The organism is Bacteroides sp. CACC 737, assembly GCF_013874375.1.
Taxonomy (GTDB): domain Bacteria; phylum Bacteroidota; class Bacteroidia; order Bacteroidales; family Bacteroidaceae; genus Bacteroides; species Bacteroides uniformis.
On the sequence record NZ_CP059408.1, the window covers coordinates 1,705,651 to 1,724,517 of the forward strand.

The following is an 18,867-nucleotide window of genomic DNA, read 5'->3' on the forward strand; positions in this document are numbered from 1 at the left end:
GATTACTTTATAATACTCATGATACAGACAAGATTGAAAGGAATGGGGGTAGCGCTGATTACTCCATTTAAAGAGGATGAAAGCGTTGATTACGATGCGTTGATGCGTTTGGTAGACTATCAACTTCAAAACAATACCGACTTTTTATGTGTGCTCGGCACCACAGCAGAAACTCCGACTCTGACTGAAGAAGAGAAAAAGAAAATCAAGAAAATGGTCATCGAGCGAGTGAACGGAAGAATTCCTATCCTGCTGGGCGTAGGTGGAAACAACACCCGGGCCATAGTGGAAACACTGAAAAATGACGATTTCACCGGAGTAGATGCCATTCTATCCGTCGTTCCATATTACAACAAGCCATCGCAAGAAGGTATATATCAGCATTATAAGGCCATTTCTGAAGCAACGGATTTACCGATTGTGCTTTATAATGTCCCCGGTCGTACCGGCGTGAACATGAAGGCGGAAACAACCCTGCGCATTGCACGTGATTTCAAGAATGTGATAGCCGTCAAAGAAGCTTCGGGCGACATCACGCAGATGGACGACATCATCAAAAACAAACCGGCCAATTTCGACGTTATTTCGGGCGATGACGGCATCACCTTCCCTCTGATTACTTTGGGGGCCGTCGGCATCATCTCGGTCATTGGAAACGCGTTCCCGCGTGAGTTCAGCCGTATGGTACGTCTGGCACTGCAAGGGGACTATGCCAATGCATTGACCATTCACCACAAATTTGCCGAATTATTCAAGCTTCTGTTTGTAGACGGCAACCCTGCCGGAGTAAAAGCCATGCTGAACGCAATGGGAATGATTGAGAACAAGCTCCGCCTGCCATTGGTACCGACCAGAATCACCACCTTCGAAGCCATGCGCAAGATTCTGGATGAATTGAACATCAAATGCTAAGGTCTTATACCGCCCCTATAGGATATTAATTTCCAGTATACAACATATTAATATCAGCTATGCAAGGAGTTAATTTTGTGGAAACACGGAATTAACTCCTTCTTTTTTTCCTATGTGACTATATTTATCAGTACAATAATCCCAAAACAGTCTACTGATTACGTTATAAAGCAAAAAGACATCTGGTTAAATCGAGAAAAAGACGTCTCTAGCTCAATCAAGACAAGACTATTATTTCAGCTAATCTATTAGTTCACAATACTGAACACTTTGTTTCAGCAGAGAAAAACACTTTGTTTTTATATGATGGAACAAAGTGTTCTGTCAAGGGAAACAAAGTGTTCTCCATAATGAAACAAAGTGTTTAGTTAAGGGAAACAGTTTGTTTTACTTAGCAAAACACGCGCCAGTGCCATACAAGGGGAGATAGCTGTAAAAACAAAGGATCTCCGCAAGTTTTCTTGCGGAGATCCTTTGTGATCGCGACAGGATTCAAACCTGTAACCGGCTGATCCGTAGTCAGCTACTCTATTCAGTTGAGCTACGCGACCCTTAAAAAAAATTATGAAAACTTGTGACCGCGACAGGATTCAAACCTGTAACCGGCTGATCCGTAGTCAGCTACTCTATTCAGTTGAGCTACGCGGCCTCTTTGTTTAACGGGTGCAAAGATACGTACTTTTTCCGAATTAGCAAACAATATACAAACTTTTTTTGAAGAAATTTATTCGACAAAGCGATAATTAAACAACTGCCAGCCGATTGTCATCCCCACATTCCACTCCCTTCTCGGTGAGCTATAATGATTTACATAAGCAGAGATGGCTCCGAAGGGCAAATGACAAATAACAGAAACTTCTCCCATATACTCAAAGCGGGAGAATGCTTTTCCATAATACGCTTTATTCAATGCATTCTTTTTTATCGGAAAAATCGGCGTAAAGCCATAAAATTCTGTCCGAAACTGGAACATATCATTCAAAACATATATCGGTTTGATGCCGGCAGCCACATATTGGTTGGCACGAAAAGCTTCATTGTACATCAGTTTACTATGTGGAGTCGGTGCAAATTCTCCTGCCTGCATCATAGTTGCCGTATAATTCTCAGAAAAATTTTTCGACGAATACAGTGCTTCTGCCATCCATCCCAAGGTGAACTTCGGTCCCATTGTGTGATATGCCTCCTTCATATAAGAAATTTGCAACCATGATTGCCGTTCTTGCGGGGAAGGACTGTACCCTTCTTGCGGATTCCCAGGTTCAAATCTTTCCCTCCCGGTAAAGACCTGGGCTATCAGCTTCTCCAAATAACCTTTTGTCGCGTATTGCCGCGTATTTAGGGTACTCCCATAGAAACCGATGGAACCTCCCAAAAGTTTGTATGTACTTCTGTCCGAACGGTCCTTATCGAAATCTATTACGCTGGATTGAAAATAGTTATCTTCCAGTTGGCCATACCCCAGACTGAACTCCGCACGCTTATTAGCCAGAAACGGCAAGGCAACCATCAACTTCACAAAGCGCTCATCTTTTGAATTGAATGAAGGCTTGTCATTCTTGGAAAACAACTTATCCTTCTTGTAGTAATCGAAGGTACTGATTGAAGCAATAAAACGAAAGGATGTAGGTATGCGGGTAGGCAAATCAATCTTACCCATCAACTGTGCATTATTATAAATCTTACCCAACTGACCGTCAAAAGTTATTTCCTTGGAATAATAATTCAAGTTCTGATATCCTACCCCCAAATAGATTTGGTTTGAGCTCGTAGTAGAGACACTGCCCCCCAGACGCACGGAAAAATTATCCTCCATCTTCACCTTCAAATGCAGCTGATATAAATCGGCTTCCGAATCATACACTGCGTGAGGAACTATTTCCGAAATCATATTATCTGCCAGCAAACGAAAATACCCGCGCTTCAAGTCTTCATAAGTAAAAACTTCATGCTCCTCATCATGGAATTCTTTTTTGATGTAGGCTTGCTGTTGGGCATTCGCCCCTTCAATAATAATATCCCGGAAACGGAATTGAGGTAGGTTACTCCGGAAAACAAGGCGCCTCAAACGCACATTATCAGCATTCACCCTACGGTGAACACGGCTTTTGATGGAATCCATCATATTAAGAGTACGGTTGTAGCCTATATCGTGCAATTCCTGCAGACGGTCAAAATCCAGCAGGTTGACATCATCGTACTTGAAGGTCATGACTATACCCAATGAGTCCGGAATGGAATAATCGGTCTTCTGCATAATCATATTCTCCAATTGGCTCATCAGGTCATTCTCCTTCGGCTTACCGGGATTTGCCGCCACCACACTGCCAATAATGACATCCGGATGAAAATCTTCCCGCATCACATCCGTAGGGAAATTATTATAAATACCGCCATCATAAGCAAGTGTACTGTCTATTTCTATCGGTTTAAAGACAAATGGAAAGCTCATGGAAGCACGTACCGCATCCCCCAAATCCCCTTTACCCAATACCAATGGCTTTTTATTGTACACATCGGATGCTATACAGCGAAAGGGGACAAACAGTTTGTTGAAATTACCGCCACATGCAGCCGTAGCGCGTGCAAACAATTCCACAAATACCAGATTCATCTGTATGGGGTTGACCATGCTTGTGGGAAGTATCTGAGGCTTTATATGCAGCGAGTCTCTAAAAGCGAAACGGATATTGAAAAATTCCGGTGAAGGACGATTCTTTTTAAAATAATACTCGTATTTGGGCTCCACTTTACCCGAATACCAACGCTTAAAGTCGGGAGAGCGCAAGAGCGCCTCCATATCGTCCGGAGAATACCCCATAGCATACAGCGAACCGATGATAGCTCCCATAGAGGTTCCGGTTATATAATCAATGGGGATATTATTCTCTTCCAAAGCCCGGATAATGCCAATATGAGTCATGCCTTTTGCTCCACCGCCACTCAATACAAGCCCCACTTTCTGAGCTTGTAAAACAAAGGTACATAGAAGAAACGACAAAAACAATAAAACTCTTTTCATAACTATGCGATTCCGAGTAAGATAAATGTTCATTGCCCCAAATATAAACAATAGTTTCTAAAAATGCCGTATTCAACGGAGAAAATCACTTTATAATTGGTGAAAATGAATAAAAAAGGGTATTGCGACTCTGAAGAATCACAATACCCTTGCATATATTAAATGCAAATTTAAAGGGACTTATTTTATCAGGTCAATGCTTCTCTTGACAAAGTTGTTCAAAGCTTCACCTTTCAACATACCATTCTGCAACAGTGCCAAATCTATCAGCTGACGGACAACCTTATTCTTGGCTGCATAATCGGCAAAGACACCTTCTTTCTGCGTTTTCAGTTCATTCCACTTCTTATCCAGCTCACTTACCTTATCTTTTTCGGCAGTCGGTATATCCTCATCTTTCTTTCCTTCCTGCTTCTTTTTCAACTCATTACGTTGCTTGTTCACTTCATCCATCTCTGCCTGAACTGGAGCAACGGCAGCAGCACATTCCTTGTCCTCATCTGCCAGCACTTCCTTCACCAGCTTATGGTCTGAATTCAATACTAGGTTAAACATATCCGGCATTTCGCCATAGAAGCTCATTCCAGCCTGAATATTGGCCATTTCCTTCATACGGCGCATGTACTCGCTCTGAGTTATCATGATAGGAGTGGCGTTTTCGCCCAAAGCCTGCGCCGTGATGTTGAACTCCGTCTTATCCATCTTGGGCAACTGGCTCTTGAAGATGGAAGAAAGAACTTCCTGCTTACCGGCTTCCAACGCTTCATTCTTCTTGTCTTCCTTGACAATCAGATTATCAATAATATCGCTGTCTACACGAGTGAAGCGAACCTTTTCGAACTTCTGTTCCAACATGCTCACCACCGCAATGTCCAGCTGTCCATCCATCAACAGCACATTGTATCCTTTATTCGTAGCGGCCTCTATGTAGCTGTATTGTTCATCTTTATTGTTGGCATACAGATAAATCAGATTTCCATCCTTATCCGTCTGGTTATCTTTAATCAACGTCTTATACTCTTCGAAAGTATAATATTTGCTGTCTGTATCGGTGAAAAGGGCAAAATCCTTGGCTCTATCATAGAAATCTTCCTGCGTAAGCATTCCGTAGTTGATGAAGATTTTCAAGTCATTCCACTTTTCCTCAAACTGTTTACGGTCATTCTTGAAGATAGACTGCAAACGGTCTGACACCTTCTTCGTGATATATGTAGAAATCTTCTTCACGTTGGCATCGCTCTGCAGATAAGAACGGGAAACGTTCAATGGAATGTCCGGTGAATCGAGCACACCATGCAGCAGGGTCAAGAAATCAGGAACAATACCTTCCACCGAATCCGTTACATATACCTGGTTACAGTAGAGCTGAATCTTATTCTTGTTCAACTCAATGTTGCTTTTCACTTTAGGGAAGTACAGAATACCGGTAAGGTGGAACGGATAATCCACATTCAGATGAATCCAGAATAAAGGTTCGTCGGACATAGGATAAAGGTCACGGTAGAACTTCTTATAATCTTCATCTTTCAATTCGCTGGGTTTCAGCGTCCACAACGGGTTGGAATCATTGATGATATTATCCTCGGCAGTTTCAACCTGCTTGCCGTCTTTCCATTCTTTCTTCTTGCCGAATGCAACCGGAATAGGGAGGAAACTGCAATACTTCTTCAACAAAGAGGAGATGCGTGCTTCTTCAAGGAATTCCTTGCAGTCATCGTCTATGTAAAGAACGATATCCGTACCACGTTCTGCCTTATCAGTGTCTTCAATCGTAAACTCCGGACTGCCATCGCATGTCCACTTTACAGCCTGGGTGCCTTCCCGATAGGATTTAGTGATGATTTCGACTTTCTTGGCAACCATAAAAGCCGAATAGAAACCCAATCCGAAATGGCCGATGATGGCGTTGGCATCGTTTTTATATTTCTCAAGGAAGTCATTGGCGCCAGAGAAAGCTATCTGGTTAATATACTTGTCTATTTCTTCAGCCGTAAGACCTATACCATGGTCGGACACCGTAATGGTATCTTTTCCCAGCGAAACATGTACGGTTAAATCGCCAACTTCACCCTTGAACTCACCGATAGAGGAGAGCGTTCTCAGCTTCTGTGTAGCATCAACCGCATTAGAAACCAACTCACGGAGAAAAATTTCATGATCACTATACAAGAACTTTTTAATGACGGGGAAGATATTCTCAGTAGTTACCCCAATATTACCTTTTTGCATACTACATTTATATTTTTTAGATTTATATTTTTAATTATTCCGGCAGATATAGCACAAAAAAAATGCCAGCCCATAAGGACTGACATTTTGACGGTTTTTATAAAGAACAGCTTATGCCTTCTTGATGCTCAACTCGTCTTTTTCTTTGTCTACTGATACGTTTACCGTATCACCCGGCTGTAACTCCGCCGCCACTATCAGCTCAGAAAGTCCATCCTCCAAGTGGTTCTGAATAGCACGCTTCAATGGACGCGCACCAAACTGTACATCGTACCCTTTCGAAGCAAGGAATGTCTTTGCATCATCCTCCACAACCAGCTTGTAACCAATTGCTTCAACCCGTTCGTACAAGCCTTTCAGCTCAATGTCCACAATCTTTGTGATGGCCTCCAAGGAGAGCTGGTCGAAAGTAATGATTTCATCCAAACGATTCAAGAATTCGGGAGCAAAGGTCTTGTTCAGAGCCTTTTGTATCACGCTGCGCGAATGTTCATTGCCATCCGTGCGGTTTTGCGCCGTAAAACCTACGCCACGGCCAAATTCCTTCAACTGTCGCGTACCGATATTGGAGGTCATAATGATAACCGTATTCTTGAAATCAATGGTTCTGCCATAATTGTCAGTCAAACGACCTTCATCCAGTACCTGAAGCAAGATGTTGAACACATCCGGATGAGCTTTCTCAATCTCATCCAGCAAGACAATGGAATACGGCTTGCGACGAACCTTTTCGGTCAACTGGCCGCCTTCCTCATAGCCCACATATCCCGGAGCGGCACCAATCATACGAGATACGGTGTATTTCTCCATATACTCGCTCATATCGATACGTATCAAGGCATCGGCAGAGCCAAACATATATTTTGCCAATTGCTTTGCCAAATGCGTCTTACCCACACCAGTAGGGCCAAGGAACATAAAGGTTCCGATGGGATGGTTCGGGTCTTTCAACCCTACACGGCTACGCAAGATTGCTTTGGTAAGTTTCTCTATCGCAGCATCTTGAGCTATCACCTTCGCCTGTAGTTCTTCCTTCATTCCGGCCAGTTTAAGTCCTTCTGCCTGCGCCATGCGCTGTACGGGTACACCGGACATCATCGAAATAACATTGGCTATTTCCTCTTCGCCTACCGTTTGGCGGTCATCCTTCAAACGGGCTTCCCACTCGACCTTCATCTCCTCCAAGCGGACAGAAAGTTCCTTCTCACGGTCACGGTAGCTAGCAGCCAGCTCAAAATTCTGTGATTTTACAGCTTCAGCCTTCAAGCCACGTGCCTCTTCAATCAGCTTTTCCTGCTCCTCAATTTCTTTCGGAACATTAATATTCGTCAAATGCACACGCGACCCCGCCTCGTCCAAAGCATCAATAGCTTTATCCGGGAAGTTGCGGTCGGTTATATAGCGTGCTGACAACTTGACACATGCTTCCAAGGCTTCATCCGTGTAGCTCACGTTATGATGGTCTTCATACTTCTCCTTGATATTCTTCAATATCTGAAGCGTTTCTTCAGCTGTGGTAGGCTCTACAATCACCTTTTGGAAACGACGTTCCAAAGCACCGTCTTTCTCAATATTCTTTCTGTATTCATCGAGAGTGGTAGCTCCAATACACTGGATTTCACCACGCGCTAAAGCCGGTTTCAGCATATTGGCAGCATCCATGGAACCGGCAGCAGCACCGGCACCTACAATCGTATGGATTTCATCGATGAAAAGGATGACATTCGGATTTTTCTGCAACTCGTTGATAATAGAGCGGATACGTTCCTCAAACTGACCACGATATTTTGTTCCCGCCACCACAGAGGCCATATCAAGCATCACCACGCGCTTTTCAAACAAAATGCGCGAAACTTTCTTTTGCACAATACGCAATGCCAAACCCTCTACAATGGCAGATTTTCCGACTCCTGGTTCACCGATAAGCACCGGATTGTTCTTCTTGCGGCGGCTCAAGATTTGCGCCAGACGTTCAATCTCGCGTTCGCGACCCACAACCGGGTCCAGCTTGCCTTCTTCGGCAGCCCGGGTCATGTCTACGCCGAAATTGTCCAGCACGGGGGTATCATTGGACGGCTTTCTAGATGCAGTCTGTGCAGCCGAAGCCGAACCAGCCCCTCCAGTACGGGAGGAGCGAGACATACTCATGTCTTCTTCATCCTCTTCATCATCCTCAGCGAATCCCATTCCCGCATTCGGATTGGTCGATTTCATCGAAAGCTGTTCAAATACAGCCTGATAATCCACCCGGTGTTCTTCCAAAACAGTTGCAGCAAGATTGTCTCCGTCTTTCAAGATAGCCAGCAATACATGTTCCGTATCGGCAGTTGCACTTTTCAGCAAACGCGCTTCAAGCATACACATCTTCAATATCTTAGCCGTCATCGGGGACAAGGGCACTTCAGCGTCCGGCAAGAGAGTATCGTCCTCGGCATCTTTCAGGAAACCCTCCAGGCGACTTTTTACTCGTTTTAAATCTATATCAAGTTTCAACAATATTTCAATAGCTTTTCCTCCGCCATCACGCAACATGCCGAGCAGAAGGTGTTCCGGACCAATATAACGATTTCTCAATCGATTGGCTTCTTCCTTGCTATAAGTAATTATGTCTGAAACTCTTTGTGAAAATTGATTGTTCATATTTTATAATTCTCCTCAATTAAAAAGGTTATCCACGACAAAGATACGCATTTATTAATTCAACGTATCATATTTAACTGATTTAATAGTATACAAATCCCGTGCCACAAATTTCAAATCTGTTTTTCCATTTTATACCTTATATATTAATGGCAACTTGGGGAGGAAAGGAGGGAGTACTTCTATATTTATGCCGCAGGCAACAAAGTTTATGGAGGAAAACTTTTGTATATCGTAAAAAAGCAGTACTTTAGCGTGGTTTTTCACGAACCCGAAAATGTATAATTAATAATCTTTTTAAATGCTTGAACAAGACAGAATTATAAAGATTAACATCGAGGAGGAAATGAAGTCATCGTACATTGACTACTCTATGTCGGTCATTGTCTCACGTGCCCTTCCGGATGTTAGAGATGGTTTTAAACCCGTTCACCGAAGAATTCTTTTCGGAATGATGGGATTGGGAAATACCTCCGACAAACCTTATAAAAAATCAGCCAGAGTTGTAGGTGAAGTATTAGGTAAATATCACCCTCATGGCGACTCGTCCGTTTACGGAGCTCTTGTACGTATGGCTCAGCCTTGGGCAATGCGTTACATGTTGGTAGACGGACAAGGTAACTACGGTTCAGTAGACGGTGACAGCGCTGCTGCCATGCGTTATACCGAGTGTCGTTTGCGAAAAATTGGTGAAGACATGATGACAGACCTTGAAAAAGAGACTGTTGACATGCAGAACAATTTCGATGACTCTCTGCAAGAGCCTACCGTCATGCCGGCCCGTATTCCAAATCTTTTGGTAAATGGTGCATCTGGTATTGCTGTAGGTATGGCTACCAATATGCCGACTCATAATCTATCTGAGGTTATTGACGCTTGTATTGCATACATCGAAAATAATGACATCGATATAGAAGAGTTGATGACGTATGTTAAAGCTCCCGACTTCCCGACCGGAGGCTATATATACGGTATGAACGGTGTTCGCGAAGCCTATCTCACAGGACGCGGACGTGTCATAATGCGTGCTAGAGCCGAAATTGAGACTGGTTCGACGCACGATAAAATCGTTGTGACAGAAATTCCTTATGGCGTCAACAAAGCTGAATTGATTAAGAATATAGCCGATTTGGCCAACGAAAAGAAAATTGAAGGTATTGCCAATGCTAATGACGAATCCGACCGTGAAGGTATGCGTATCGTTATTGATGTAAAACGTGATGCAAATGCCAGCGTTGTACTCAACAAGCTCTACAAGATGACAATGCTGCAGACATCTTTTGGTGTGAACAATGTTGCATTGGTACATGGCCGTCCACGTCTGTTGAATCTAAAAGATTTGATAAAATACTTCGTTGAGCACAGACACGACGTAGTCATCCGCCGTACTCAGTACGATTTGCGCAAGGCCAAAGAACGTGCACATATTCTGGAAGGATTAATCATTGCATCTGATAATATCGACGAAGTAATTAAGATTATCCGTGCTGCTAAAACACCGAATGATGCGATATCTGGTTTGATGGAGCGATTCCAACTCAGTGAAATTCAGTCACGTGCTATTGTTGAAATGCGTTTGCGCCAGCTCACAGGCCTGATGCAAGACCAACTGCACGCCGAATATGAGGAAATTCAGAAGCAGATTGCTTATTTGGAAGAGATTCTTGTCAATGACGAACTCTGCCGCAAAGTCATTAAAGATGAACTGATTGAAGTAAAAGAGAAGTATGGTGACGAACGTCGCTCAGAAATCGTCTACTCATCAGAAGAATTCAATCCGGAAGACTTCTATGCAGATGATGAAATGATTATCACCATCTCACACATGGGATACATCAAGCGTACACCGCTGAGCGAATTCCGTGCGCAAAACCGTGGTGGGGTAGGCTCCAAAGGTACCGAAACCCGCGATGCAGACTTTGTAGAGCATATTTATCCTGCAACCATGCATAATACCATGATGTTCTTTACACAGAAAGGTAAATGTTACTGGCTGAAGGTATACGAAATCCCTGAAGGTACTAAGAATTCGAAAGGTCGCGCCATCCAGAATTTGTTGAATATCGACTCTGACGATGCTGTAAACGCCTATTTGCGCGTGAAGAACCTGAACGACCAAGAGTTTATCAACAGCCATTATGTATTGTTCTGTACCAAAAATGGTGTCATTAAGAAAACATTGCTTGAGCAGTATTCACGCCCTCGCCAAAATGGTGTAAATGCTATCACTATCCGTGAAGACGACCGTGTAATCGAAGTGCGTATGACAAACGGCGACAATGAAATCATCATTGCCAACCGTAACGGACGTGCCATTCGTTTCCATGAAAGTGCTGTGCGTGTTATGGGACGTACTGCCACCGGTGTACGTGGCATGACATTGGATGAGGACGGTCAAGACGAAGTAGTAGGTATGATATGCATCAAAGATCCTGAGGCGGAAACAATTATGGTTGTATCGGAACAAGGATATGGCAAACGTTCGGATATTGAAGATTATCGCAAAACCAATCGTGGAGGTAAAGGTGTGAAAACAATGAATATCACCGATAAAACGGGTAAATTAGTAACGATCAAGTCTGTTACAGATGAAAATGACTTGATGATTATTAATAAATCCGGTATTACCATCCGTCTGAAAGTTGCCGATGTTCGTATCATGGGACGTGCTACACAAGGTGTACGCCTAATCAACCTTGAGAAACGTAATGACGAAATTGGCTCTGTATGTAAAGTCACTTCAGAAAATGAAGAGGAACTTATAGAGGAGGGGGAAGAAAATACCCTTGAAAGCCCTCAGAACGAGGTAAACAGTGAAAATGAAGAATAGACATAATATTAATTTAAATTTTCTACAATCATGAAAAGAGTATTATTTTCAATGGTTTTACTACTTGCCGCAAGTTTTACTTTCGCCCAAGAAAAGAACGTAAAAGAGGCTAAAAGTATTGCTAACGGAGTAAATCCTGACTTTGCCAAAGCAGAGGAACTGATAAATCAAGCTTTAACTAATCCCGAAACAAAGGACAATGCCGAAACGTGGGATGTAGCAGGTCTTATCCAAAGAAAAAGAAGTGAGAAAGAAATGGAAAATGCCTATCTGAGAAAACCTTATGACACTCTTCAGGTATATAATAGTGCATTAAACATGTGTAAATTCTACTTCAAATGTGACGAATTAGCACAAATTCCCAATGAAAAGGGCAAAATCAAGAATAAATATAGAAAATCTAATTCTGCTACAATTTTAGCAGAACGCGGTAATCTGATCAATGGCGGCATCCAATTCTTTAATTTGGCCTCACAAAAAGAAGGCGATGCAGCCAAGGAAGACAATAAAAAAGCGTTGAATTTCTTTGCAACCTACATTGATATTGCTATCAACCCGATGTTTGAAAAGGAAAATCTGTTACAAACAGATACTGTATTACCTCAAATAGCATATTATGCAAGTTTAGCAGCTGCTAAGATGGAAGATTATCCTAGTATTTTGAAGTATGCTCCTTATGCACAAGACGATAAAGAAGTTGGGAAATACGCTATGGAATTTATCTCTACTGCATTGAAAGCCGAAGGTGATACTGTTAAATGGATTGCTTCTTTGAAAGAAGGTATCCAGAAATATCCTGAACATTCATTCTTCTTCGGTCATTTGATTGATTATTATAGCAATAACAACAAATATGACGAGGCTATGCAGTTTGCTGATGATATGTTGGCTAAAGATCCTAACAATACATTCTATTTGTATGTAAAAGGCTACCTTTATCACAATATGAAGGACTATGATAAAGCTATTGAATTCTATAAGAAAACTATAGAAGTAGATCCTAATTATGCAGAAGCATACTCTAATTTAGGTTTAATTTACTGCTTACAAGCACAAGATTTCTCAGAAAAAGCAACTACAGATATTAATGATCCTAAGTATAAAGAAGACCAAGCTACTCTGAAGACTTTCTATGAAAAGGCAAAACCTTATTATGAAAAGGCAAGAGAACTGAAACCTGATCAAAAAGATTTATGGTTAAATGGTCTATATAGAGTGTATTATAATTTGCAGATGGGCCCTGAATTCGAAGAAATTGAAAAGTTGATGTAATACTTTCTTTCAGAATAATAAAAGCCTAATTAATAATTTAATTAGGCTTTTATTATTCTGAAAGAAAGTAAAGAATATTATTTCTTAAGTGAGAGAGAAGAAGAACTAAAATTAGATTAAATCATCCCGGCATTATATTAAACATAATCCTGATATTGATCAAACCATATATATCCAATTCAACACCTACGTATTCGGTCTTCCGTAAATTACCAACAATGGTGTATCAGAATGGAAAATCATCTTTCTGGCAATACCAGGATTAAATAAGCGCGAAAATATATTTCTTTTATAAGAAGTTAATGTCATAATATCAATATGATTACTCTTGATATAACTGTCTAAACTACTAAGCAGATTATCATTCTTTACCACATCATAGTGTATTTCCAATTGTGGATATTGTTTTTGAAAATATTCCTTAATACCAGCCAGTTTTATTTCATTCCATGTATTCTGAACATCAGAAAGATGTATCAGAGACACTGAAAACTTAAATGATTTCAGATTATTTATTAGCGAATCAAAAGCTATTAAATCACGTTGATCAAAATTAGTAATAAATGCAATACGCTTAGCCTCAGAAAATTGCTTGAATGGAGTATTTTCAGGAATGGCCAATACCGGTACACGGCTACGTTCAATCACTTCAGCTGTTACACTGCCAATCAAATCAATATCCTTCTGATTTCTACCACGAGTTCCCATTATGATAATGCGTGGCCGATATTCCTTGGTATAGCGGAGTACCTCTTCTTCAGGAATACCTTCACGCAAAACACAAGTATATTTAATATCTGGAAACTCGCCGGAAGCTACCTTCTCTTTTACTTTATCAGATAATTCATTCAAATCAGCATGAACTTTTTGTAAGATACTCCTTACATTCTCCTCATCACTTAGCTGATAGTTAAATACATCTCCGTATGGCAAAGAAGTTGCATATATAGGAGTAAAATAAACATGTAGCAAAACAACTTCTGCACCTATATTCTGAGCGAAATTGAAACCGAACTCGCAAGTCTTCAAAGAATAATTGGAAAAATCCACTGGAATTAGCACTTTATTACTAATCTTCTCCAGTTTAGGTGACTTCCCCCCCACTACCTCTTCAGATAACCATGCAGAACTTTCAGTAATTTTCAGAGCATGGGGTAAGTCACTCTCCTTAATACGCACACGTACACCAGAAGAAACAACTGGTTGTATCTGGTTTACATTGTGGATATAAGTCTCAATACCTTCATTTTCAAGAACATTCTTCAATATTTGAGCTTTCGCGTACGTTAAGATTGCCAAAGTAACTAATTTATCTTCCATATATCATTGATTTTGAGATTAAAACAAATAAGAAATCCCAATTGTTGTCAGCAATTGGGATTCTTCTAACTTTCTCTTCTTAAGCTCGAACAGCTTCTTCAGTCTTACCTGCCATTTCATCTAAAATTTTTAAAGCTCGCTCTAAAACAGTAGTATCATCAATCATAACCAATCCACCATCTGGTCCAGGTTCCAAGTGAATCCCAACACTTTTCCCCTCCTTAAAATTGTGTCCACCGAAAAAATTTCTTACAGTGTCAACATTCAGTCCAAGTTCATCGGCTATTCTATGCATACTACCACTAGGCAATGAGTCTTTAATCTTACGTAATTCATTAAATGTTATTGTTCTCATATTCATAAATTTAATGGTTAATACTCTGTATTTTTTATTATCACGCTATAAACTTAAGGAAAAAAAAGGATAAAACAAACTATTTCTTTATCTTTTTTCAAAAAGAATATTGCCTCTCCAAAAAATAATCATTTTTTAAGTATACACATTACTGTCCCATTAAAATCTAAAAGAGTTCTTTGAAATATTTGAAATTTAGTTAGTTACAGCTATTCTCCGAGCGAACGGACTTGAATTTGTAGCTTTGCATCAGATTAATCCGATGGCATATGTTCCAAGACAAATACGTTTTCGCTCAATTGGCTTCATTTCTGAATCGAAGTAAGTTTAACCGCATAGTCACCAAGTATGATGGCGATAAATATGTGAAGCACTTCACCTGCTGGAATCAACTACTTGCTTTGATATTTGGCCAACTTTCTAATCGTGAAAGTCTGCGAGATTTGATAGTTGCTCTTGAAGCTCATCATTCCAAATGTTATCATTTAGGAATGGGTAAAAATGTATCAAAGTCATCGCTGGCAAGAGCAAATCAAGATAGAGACTATCACATCTTTGAAGAATATGTTTACTACCTAGTTAGCGAAGCACGACAAAAGTGTGCTAATCATATTTTCAAACTTGGCGGTAACGTTTATGCTTTCGATTCGACAACTATTGACCTGTGCCTTTCAGTCTTTTGGTGGGCAAAATTCCGCAAAAAGAAAGGTGGTACTAAAGTGCATACATTATATGATGTGGAAACACAGATTCCTGCATTCTTTCATATCACGGAAGCATCCGTACACGATTCTAAAGTCATGATTGAAATTCCTTATGAACCAAGCTCTTATTACATCTTTGACCGCGGTTATAGCAACTTCAAAATGCTGTATAAAATTCATCAAATTGAAGCCTACTTTGTTGTCAGAGCAAAAAAGAATCTCGGGTACAAATCCATCCAATGGAAACGTAGGCTGCCTAAGAATGTGCTTTCAGACGCGAGTGTACTTCTGACAGGATTCTATCCTAAACAATATTACCAGAGCCACTTAGGCTGGTTAAATATTGGGATGAAGAACAAGAACGAGAATTTATATTCATAACCAATGCGATGCATATATCTGCGCTTCAAGTTGCTGAACTTTATAAAAATCGCTGGCAGGTAGAGCTGTTTTTCAAATGGCTCAAGCAGCACCTTAAAATCAAAAGATTTTGGGGAACTACAGAGAATGCTGTTCGAATACAGATATATGCTGCTATATGCGCTTACTGTTTGGTGGCAATCATTCAACACGATATGCAACTGGACAGAAGTACATATGAAGTGTTACAAATACTGAGCATCTCATTGACTGATAAGACTTATCTGAGAGACCTCTTTAATAAAACTAAATTTCAAAATGACAAAGAACGATTCGGACCAAATGGGCCAAGTTTGTTTAATTTTTAATTCGTCCCAATTTTAATGGGACACTAATGAAGTATACAGAATTATAAATACGAAGAAAAAGCTCCTAAAAACATACAGAAACAGCTCGTATAAAGCAGAATTATCGGGCTTATACGAGCTGTTTTTAGAATATAGGGAAAATTTAAATACCTTCTATGGCGGAAGCTGGAACCCACCCTACTTTACCGTCTTCCAAACGAATTTCTTTCCATTCACGCATAGAGTTGTCTTTCATTTCAACTTTACGTCCCTCATGAAGAATGAACAGACTTGTACCACTTTCACTGGGAGTACTACGCACTGTGACACTAGGTGCTAACACTATAGCTTCACTACGTTCCATCAGTTCGCCTTTCTGCTGAGCAGCAAACACATTACTCAATATAACAAGAGCCAGGAATACTATTCCTGCAATAAATCCCACTTTCTTCCCCATAATCTGTTTTGAAAAGAAAAAGAGATAGAATGAAACGAGTAATAGTACAAAGAACACAATCCCCAACTTAGCCCATGCATCTACGCTAAGACAATTAATCAACGATTTAGTCCAAGATACAAAGAAAACCTCAGGAACTGGGATTACCTTATCGATTGTCTTAGAACGTGCTATTTCCAAATTTGCACGAATATCAGCATTACCAGGTTCCAACAACAAGGCACGCTCATAATTCAATATAGCTTTTGCTATATCATCTGCCTTATAATAACTGTTGCCAAGATTATAATAGACCTCTGCAGCCTCTCCCTTCTTTAACAGATTCTCATATATTTGAATGGCAGAAGCATAATCATTCCGTATATAGGCGCTGTCACCTTCAGCCTTTGTCACATTGCTTTCTTGTCTTGCAGCAGAGAATTCCGCATGTGAACCGACGGATGTAGAGTCACTACCAGTCTGTAATGTATCTACAGATGCAGGATTCTGCCCATAGGCAGTAATTGCCATCACTAGACTAAGAGTAAAAAACAATATTCTATTCATTACCATTTCCTCCTGATTAATGTTTTATCGAGTTTTCCATTTTGCTGATAACTTCCAAAGAAGCTGAATATACCTTATCCATAGCCTGGTTATCATCACCCGGAGCAAAGCGGGCAAACTCACAGTTGTTCAATGCATCGAGGAATTCCTTTATCAACGCATCATTCACACCATAATTACGAAGTTCCTCTTCGATATTATCCTTAGACAAACGGGATACCGGAATGTTCAGTTTATCACTGATATACCCCCAAAGAGCCTTCAAAACCTCATCATAAAATGCGTCTTTCTTATTCTCGGCCAATAATTTACCAGCTTGTTTCATACGTTTCACCGCCACTTTATTGGCTTTCTTAGTACGCATCTTTGCTACATTTGCATTGGCTGCTATTTGCTTACGATAGATGATAAAGAATGTAATGAATGCAATACCCGGTATCAAATAAAGCAACCAATACGTCAACGAACCGAAGAAGAAATCACCTTTGGGAGACAAAGTGACATTATTCTGCTTGATAAAACGAATATCCTCGTTTAATACTTTCAAGTCTTCCTTGCTTGTAAAGTTTGCAATGGTCTGAGCTGCATTACCTGCTCCCTTTTCCACATGCAATTCATACTCTTCCGTAGTCAGCGTTTTATACGAACGGGAATTAATATCAAAATAACTGAACTTTACGGCAGGAATCTTATAAGTTCCCGCATTACGGGGAATTGCCAGATACTCAATGACCTTACTACCGGAGAGGCCCGAATTTGTCAGACGGAATTTATTGTCCACCTTCGGATCATATACCTCAAAATCCTCGGGGAATTTGACTTCCGGATTAGAAAGCAACTTCAGATTGCCGGTACCAGAGATGACAAGTTTGACAGTAACGGCATCATTGGTCTTGACATTTGTACTATTGATAGAAGAAGTTATATTGAACTCTCCCACTCCTCCAGAAAAATCAGCTGGCTTACCTACTGGCAAGGGTTTTACGTCAATCGTCAATTGCGGAGTCAAAATTGTCTTTTTAACTTCTACGTAATTGCTTCCTCCATTGAAAAATGCCTCGAACGGATCAGCAACTTGTGTAGCCTTTGCAATGGAAGCGTCAAAGCGTGCAGCATCAATCGTCAACTTACCGGCTTGTTGTGGGAACAACACAAACTGACGATAGATTGTAGACTGATAATTTCTACCTTTATAATGCTCCAATCCCCATCTTCTGTCATTAGGAAGTTCCACTTCCTGAGAATGGAATCCTTTGAAGTCGGGCAACTTCACATTGTCAAACATACGCAAGTCCACCAAGGTATATATCTTATATGTCAATAGGAATGCTTCTTGTTCATACACCGTCGTCTTACTGGCAGTAGCTGTAATAAACAAATCACTATTCGATACAGATGTCCCGGAAGAAGCGCGGCTGGCAGTGCCACTGCTCTGTCCGCCACCATTTCCTGAGGATGCTCCATTGGTAGCCTGATCTGCCGGAAGAACCCTTACTCGTACAGAATTAGAAACCATTTGGTTACCATCAGCAGTGATAGTGGCTCCTGGAATGGTAAAATCACCTTCTGCAGTCGCCATTAAAATATAAGTGAATGTAATACTGCTGGTTGAAGTCGTCTGCCCATTAATCATCTGCACGCTACTCTGTTGCGAGCGGCTGGGCCCCATCAACACATCAAATCCCTTCATAGAAGGAGCACGAAAATCCCTTACCTTTTGTGTAGTCACCGTATACGACAGTCTGAACTGGTCTCCTACCGCCACAGCGTCAGGAGCAGACGCAGTAAACGATACCTTGCCATCGGCAAAGGCATTCATACTGGCTGCAATCAGTGCTATCCATAAGAAAACTATTTTTCTCATATATTATTC

10 protein-coding genes, 2 tRNA genes and 1 pseudogene are annotated in these 18,867 nt (G+C 40.8%); 4 read left to right on the forward strand and 9 right to left on the reverse strand.

The features are described from left to right. Nucleotides 1-18: 18 nt before the first annotated feature. Nucleotides 19-912 (forward strand): 4-hydroxy-tetrahydrodipicolinate synthase, encoded by an 894-nt coding sequence (gene dapA, locus H1A11_RS07405; protein ID WP_087332404.1) that lies wholly within the window; start codon nucleotides 19-21, stop codon nucleotides 910-912. Between the two features lie 477 nt (nucleotides 913-1,389). On the opposite strand, the gene H1A11_RS07410 is transcribed toward dapA, so the two are convergent. From H1A11_RS07410 to H1A11_RS07430, 5 genes are all read right to left on the reverse strand, one after another. Next, nucleotides 1,390-1,463, reverse strand: a tRNA-Arg gene (locus H1A11_RS07410). A 24-nt stretch (nucleotides 1,464-1,487) separates the two neighbouring features. Then, a tRNA-Arg gene (locus H1A11_RS07415) sits at nucleotides 1,488-1,561 on the reverse strand. Between the two features lie 75 nt (nucleotides 1,562-1,636). After that, on the reverse strand, nucleotides 1,637-3,934 hold the full coding sequence (locus tag H1A11_RS07420) for a patatin-like phospholipase family protein (protein ID WP_117601669.1): 2,298 nt from the start codon (nucleotides 3,932-3,934) through the stop codon (nucleotides 1,637-1,639). Between the two features lie 180 nt (nucleotides 3,935-4,114). Continuing rightward, the gene (htpG, locus tag H1A11_RS07425) at nucleotides 4,115-6,163 is read right to left on the reverse strand and encodes a molecular chaperone HtpG (RefSeq protein WP_138345456.1); all 2,049 of its coding nucleotides are present in this window, start codon (nucleotides 6,161-6,163) and stop codon (nucleotides 4,115-4,117) included. A 111-nt stretch (nucleotides 6,164-6,274) separates the two neighbouring features. Next, complete coding sequence (locus H1A11_RS07430; RefSeq protein ID WP_138345458.1) at nucleotides 6,275-8,803, reverse strand: ATP-dependent Clp protease ATP-binding subunit; 2,529 nt, start codon at nucleotides 8,801-8,803, stop codon at nucleotides 6,275-6,277. A 301-nt stretch (nucleotides 8,804-9,104) separates the two neighbouring features. On the opposite strand from H1A11_RS07430, the gene gyrA reads away from it, so the two are divergent. Together gyrA and H1A11_RS07440 are read left to right on the forward strand one after the other, a co-directional pair. After that, complete coding sequence (gyrA, locus tag H1A11_RS07435) at nucleotides 9,105-11,633, forward strand: DNA gyrase subunit A (RefSeq protein ID WP_117964560.1); 2,529 nt, start codon at nucleotides 9,105-9,107, stop codon at nucleotides 11,631-11,633. 30 nt (nucleotides 11,634-11,663) lie between these two features. Next, nucleotides 11,664-12,905 (forward strand): M48 family metallopeptidase, encoded by a 1,242-nt coding sequence (locus tag H1A11_RS07440; protein ID WP_181757962.1) that lies wholly within the window; start codon nucleotides 11,664-11,666, stop codon nucleotides 12,903-12,905. Nucleotides 12,906-13,091: 186 nt separating this feature from the next. Here H1A11_RS07440 and H1A11_RS07445 read toward each other — a convergent pair whose 3' ends face one another. Together H1A11_RS07445 and H1A11_RS07450 are read right to left on the reverse strand one after the other, a co-directional pair. Beyond that, on the reverse strand, nucleotides 13,092-14,225 hold the full coding sequence (locus H1A11_RS07445) for a universal stress protein (protein WP_181757963.1): 1,134 nt from the start codon (nucleotides 14,223-14,225) through the stop codon (nucleotides 13,092-13,094). A 79-nt stretch (nucleotides 14,226-14,304) separates the two neighbouring features. Then, nucleotides 14,305-14,580 (reverse strand): DNA-binding protein, encoded by a 276-nt coding sequence (locus H1A11_RS07450; protein WP_085929906.1) that lies wholly within the window; start codon nucleotides 14,578-14,580, stop codon nucleotides 14,305-14,307. A gap of 269 nt (nucleotides 14,581-14,849) precedes the next feature. Between H1A11_RS07450 and H1A11_RS07460 the strand changes: the two are divergent. Beyond that, nucleotides 14,850-16,012, forward strand: a pseudogene (locus H1A11_RS07460) (IS4 family transposase). A 142-nt stretch (nucleotides 16,013-16,154) separates the two neighbouring features. Here H1A11_RS07460 and H1A11_RS07465 read toward each other — a convergent pair. Beyond that, nucleotides 16,155-17,000, reverse strand: coding sequence for a tetratricopeptide repeat protein (locus H1A11_RS07465; protein ID WP_181757964.1), 846 nt, complete (start codon nucleotides 16,998-17,000; stop codon nucleotides 16,155-16,157). A gap of 10 nt (nucleotides 17,001-17,010) precedes the next feature. Further along, nucleotides 17,011-18,858: a BatD family protein gene (locus tag H1A11_RS07470; protein WP_117600863.1), complete on the reverse strand. Its 1,848-nt coding sequence runs from the start codon at nucleotides 18,856-18,858 to the stop codon at nucleotides 17,011-17,013. Nucleotides 18,859-18,867: the final 9 nt, after the last annotated feature.

What these genes read in the sequence shown, in the direction of transcription:
- dapA (WP_087332404.1), top strand. Translation starts at nt 19, where the DNA reads ATGATACAGACAAGATTGAAAGGAATGGGGGTAGCGCTGATTACTCCA.
- H1A11_RS07465 (WP_181757964.1), bottom strand. Translation starts at nt 17,000, where the DNA reads ATGGTAATGAATAGAATATTGTTTTTTACTCTTAGTCTAGTGATGGCA.
- H1A11_RS07440 (WP_181757962.1), top strand. Translation starts at nt 11,664, where the DNA reads ATGAAAAGAGTATTATTTTCAATGGTTTTACTACTTGCCGCAAGTTTT.
- H1A11_RS07420 (WP_117601669.1), bottom strand. Translation starts at nt 3,934, where the DNA reads ATGAAAAGAGTTTTATTGTTTTTGTCGTTTCTTCTATGTACCTTTGTT.
- H1A11_RS07430 (WP_138345458.1), bottom strand. Translation starts at nt 8,803, where the DNA reads ATGAACAATCAATTTTCACAAAGAGTTTCAGACATAATTACTTATAGC.
- gyrA (WP_117964560.1), top strand. Translation starts at nt 9,105, where the DNA reads ATGCTTGAACAAGACAGAATTATAAAGATTAACATCGAGGAGGAAATG.
- htpG (WP_138345456.1), bottom strand. Translation starts at nt 6,163, where the DNA reads ATGCAAAAAGGTAATATTGGGGTAACTACTGAGAATATCTTCCCCGTC.
- H1A11_RS07445 (WP_181757963.1), bottom strand. Translation starts at nt 14,225, where the DNA reads ATGGAAGATAAATTAGTTACTTTGGCAATCTTAACGTACGCGAAAGCT.
- H1A11_RS07470 (WP_117600863.1), bottom strand. Translation starts at nt 18,858, where the DNA reads ATGAGAAAAATAGTTTTCTTATGGATAGCACTGATTGCAGCCAGTATG.
- H1A11_RS07450 (WP_085929906.1), bottom strand. Translation starts at nt 14,580, where the DNA reads ATGAGAACAATAACATTTAATGAATTACGTAAGATTAAAGACTCATTG.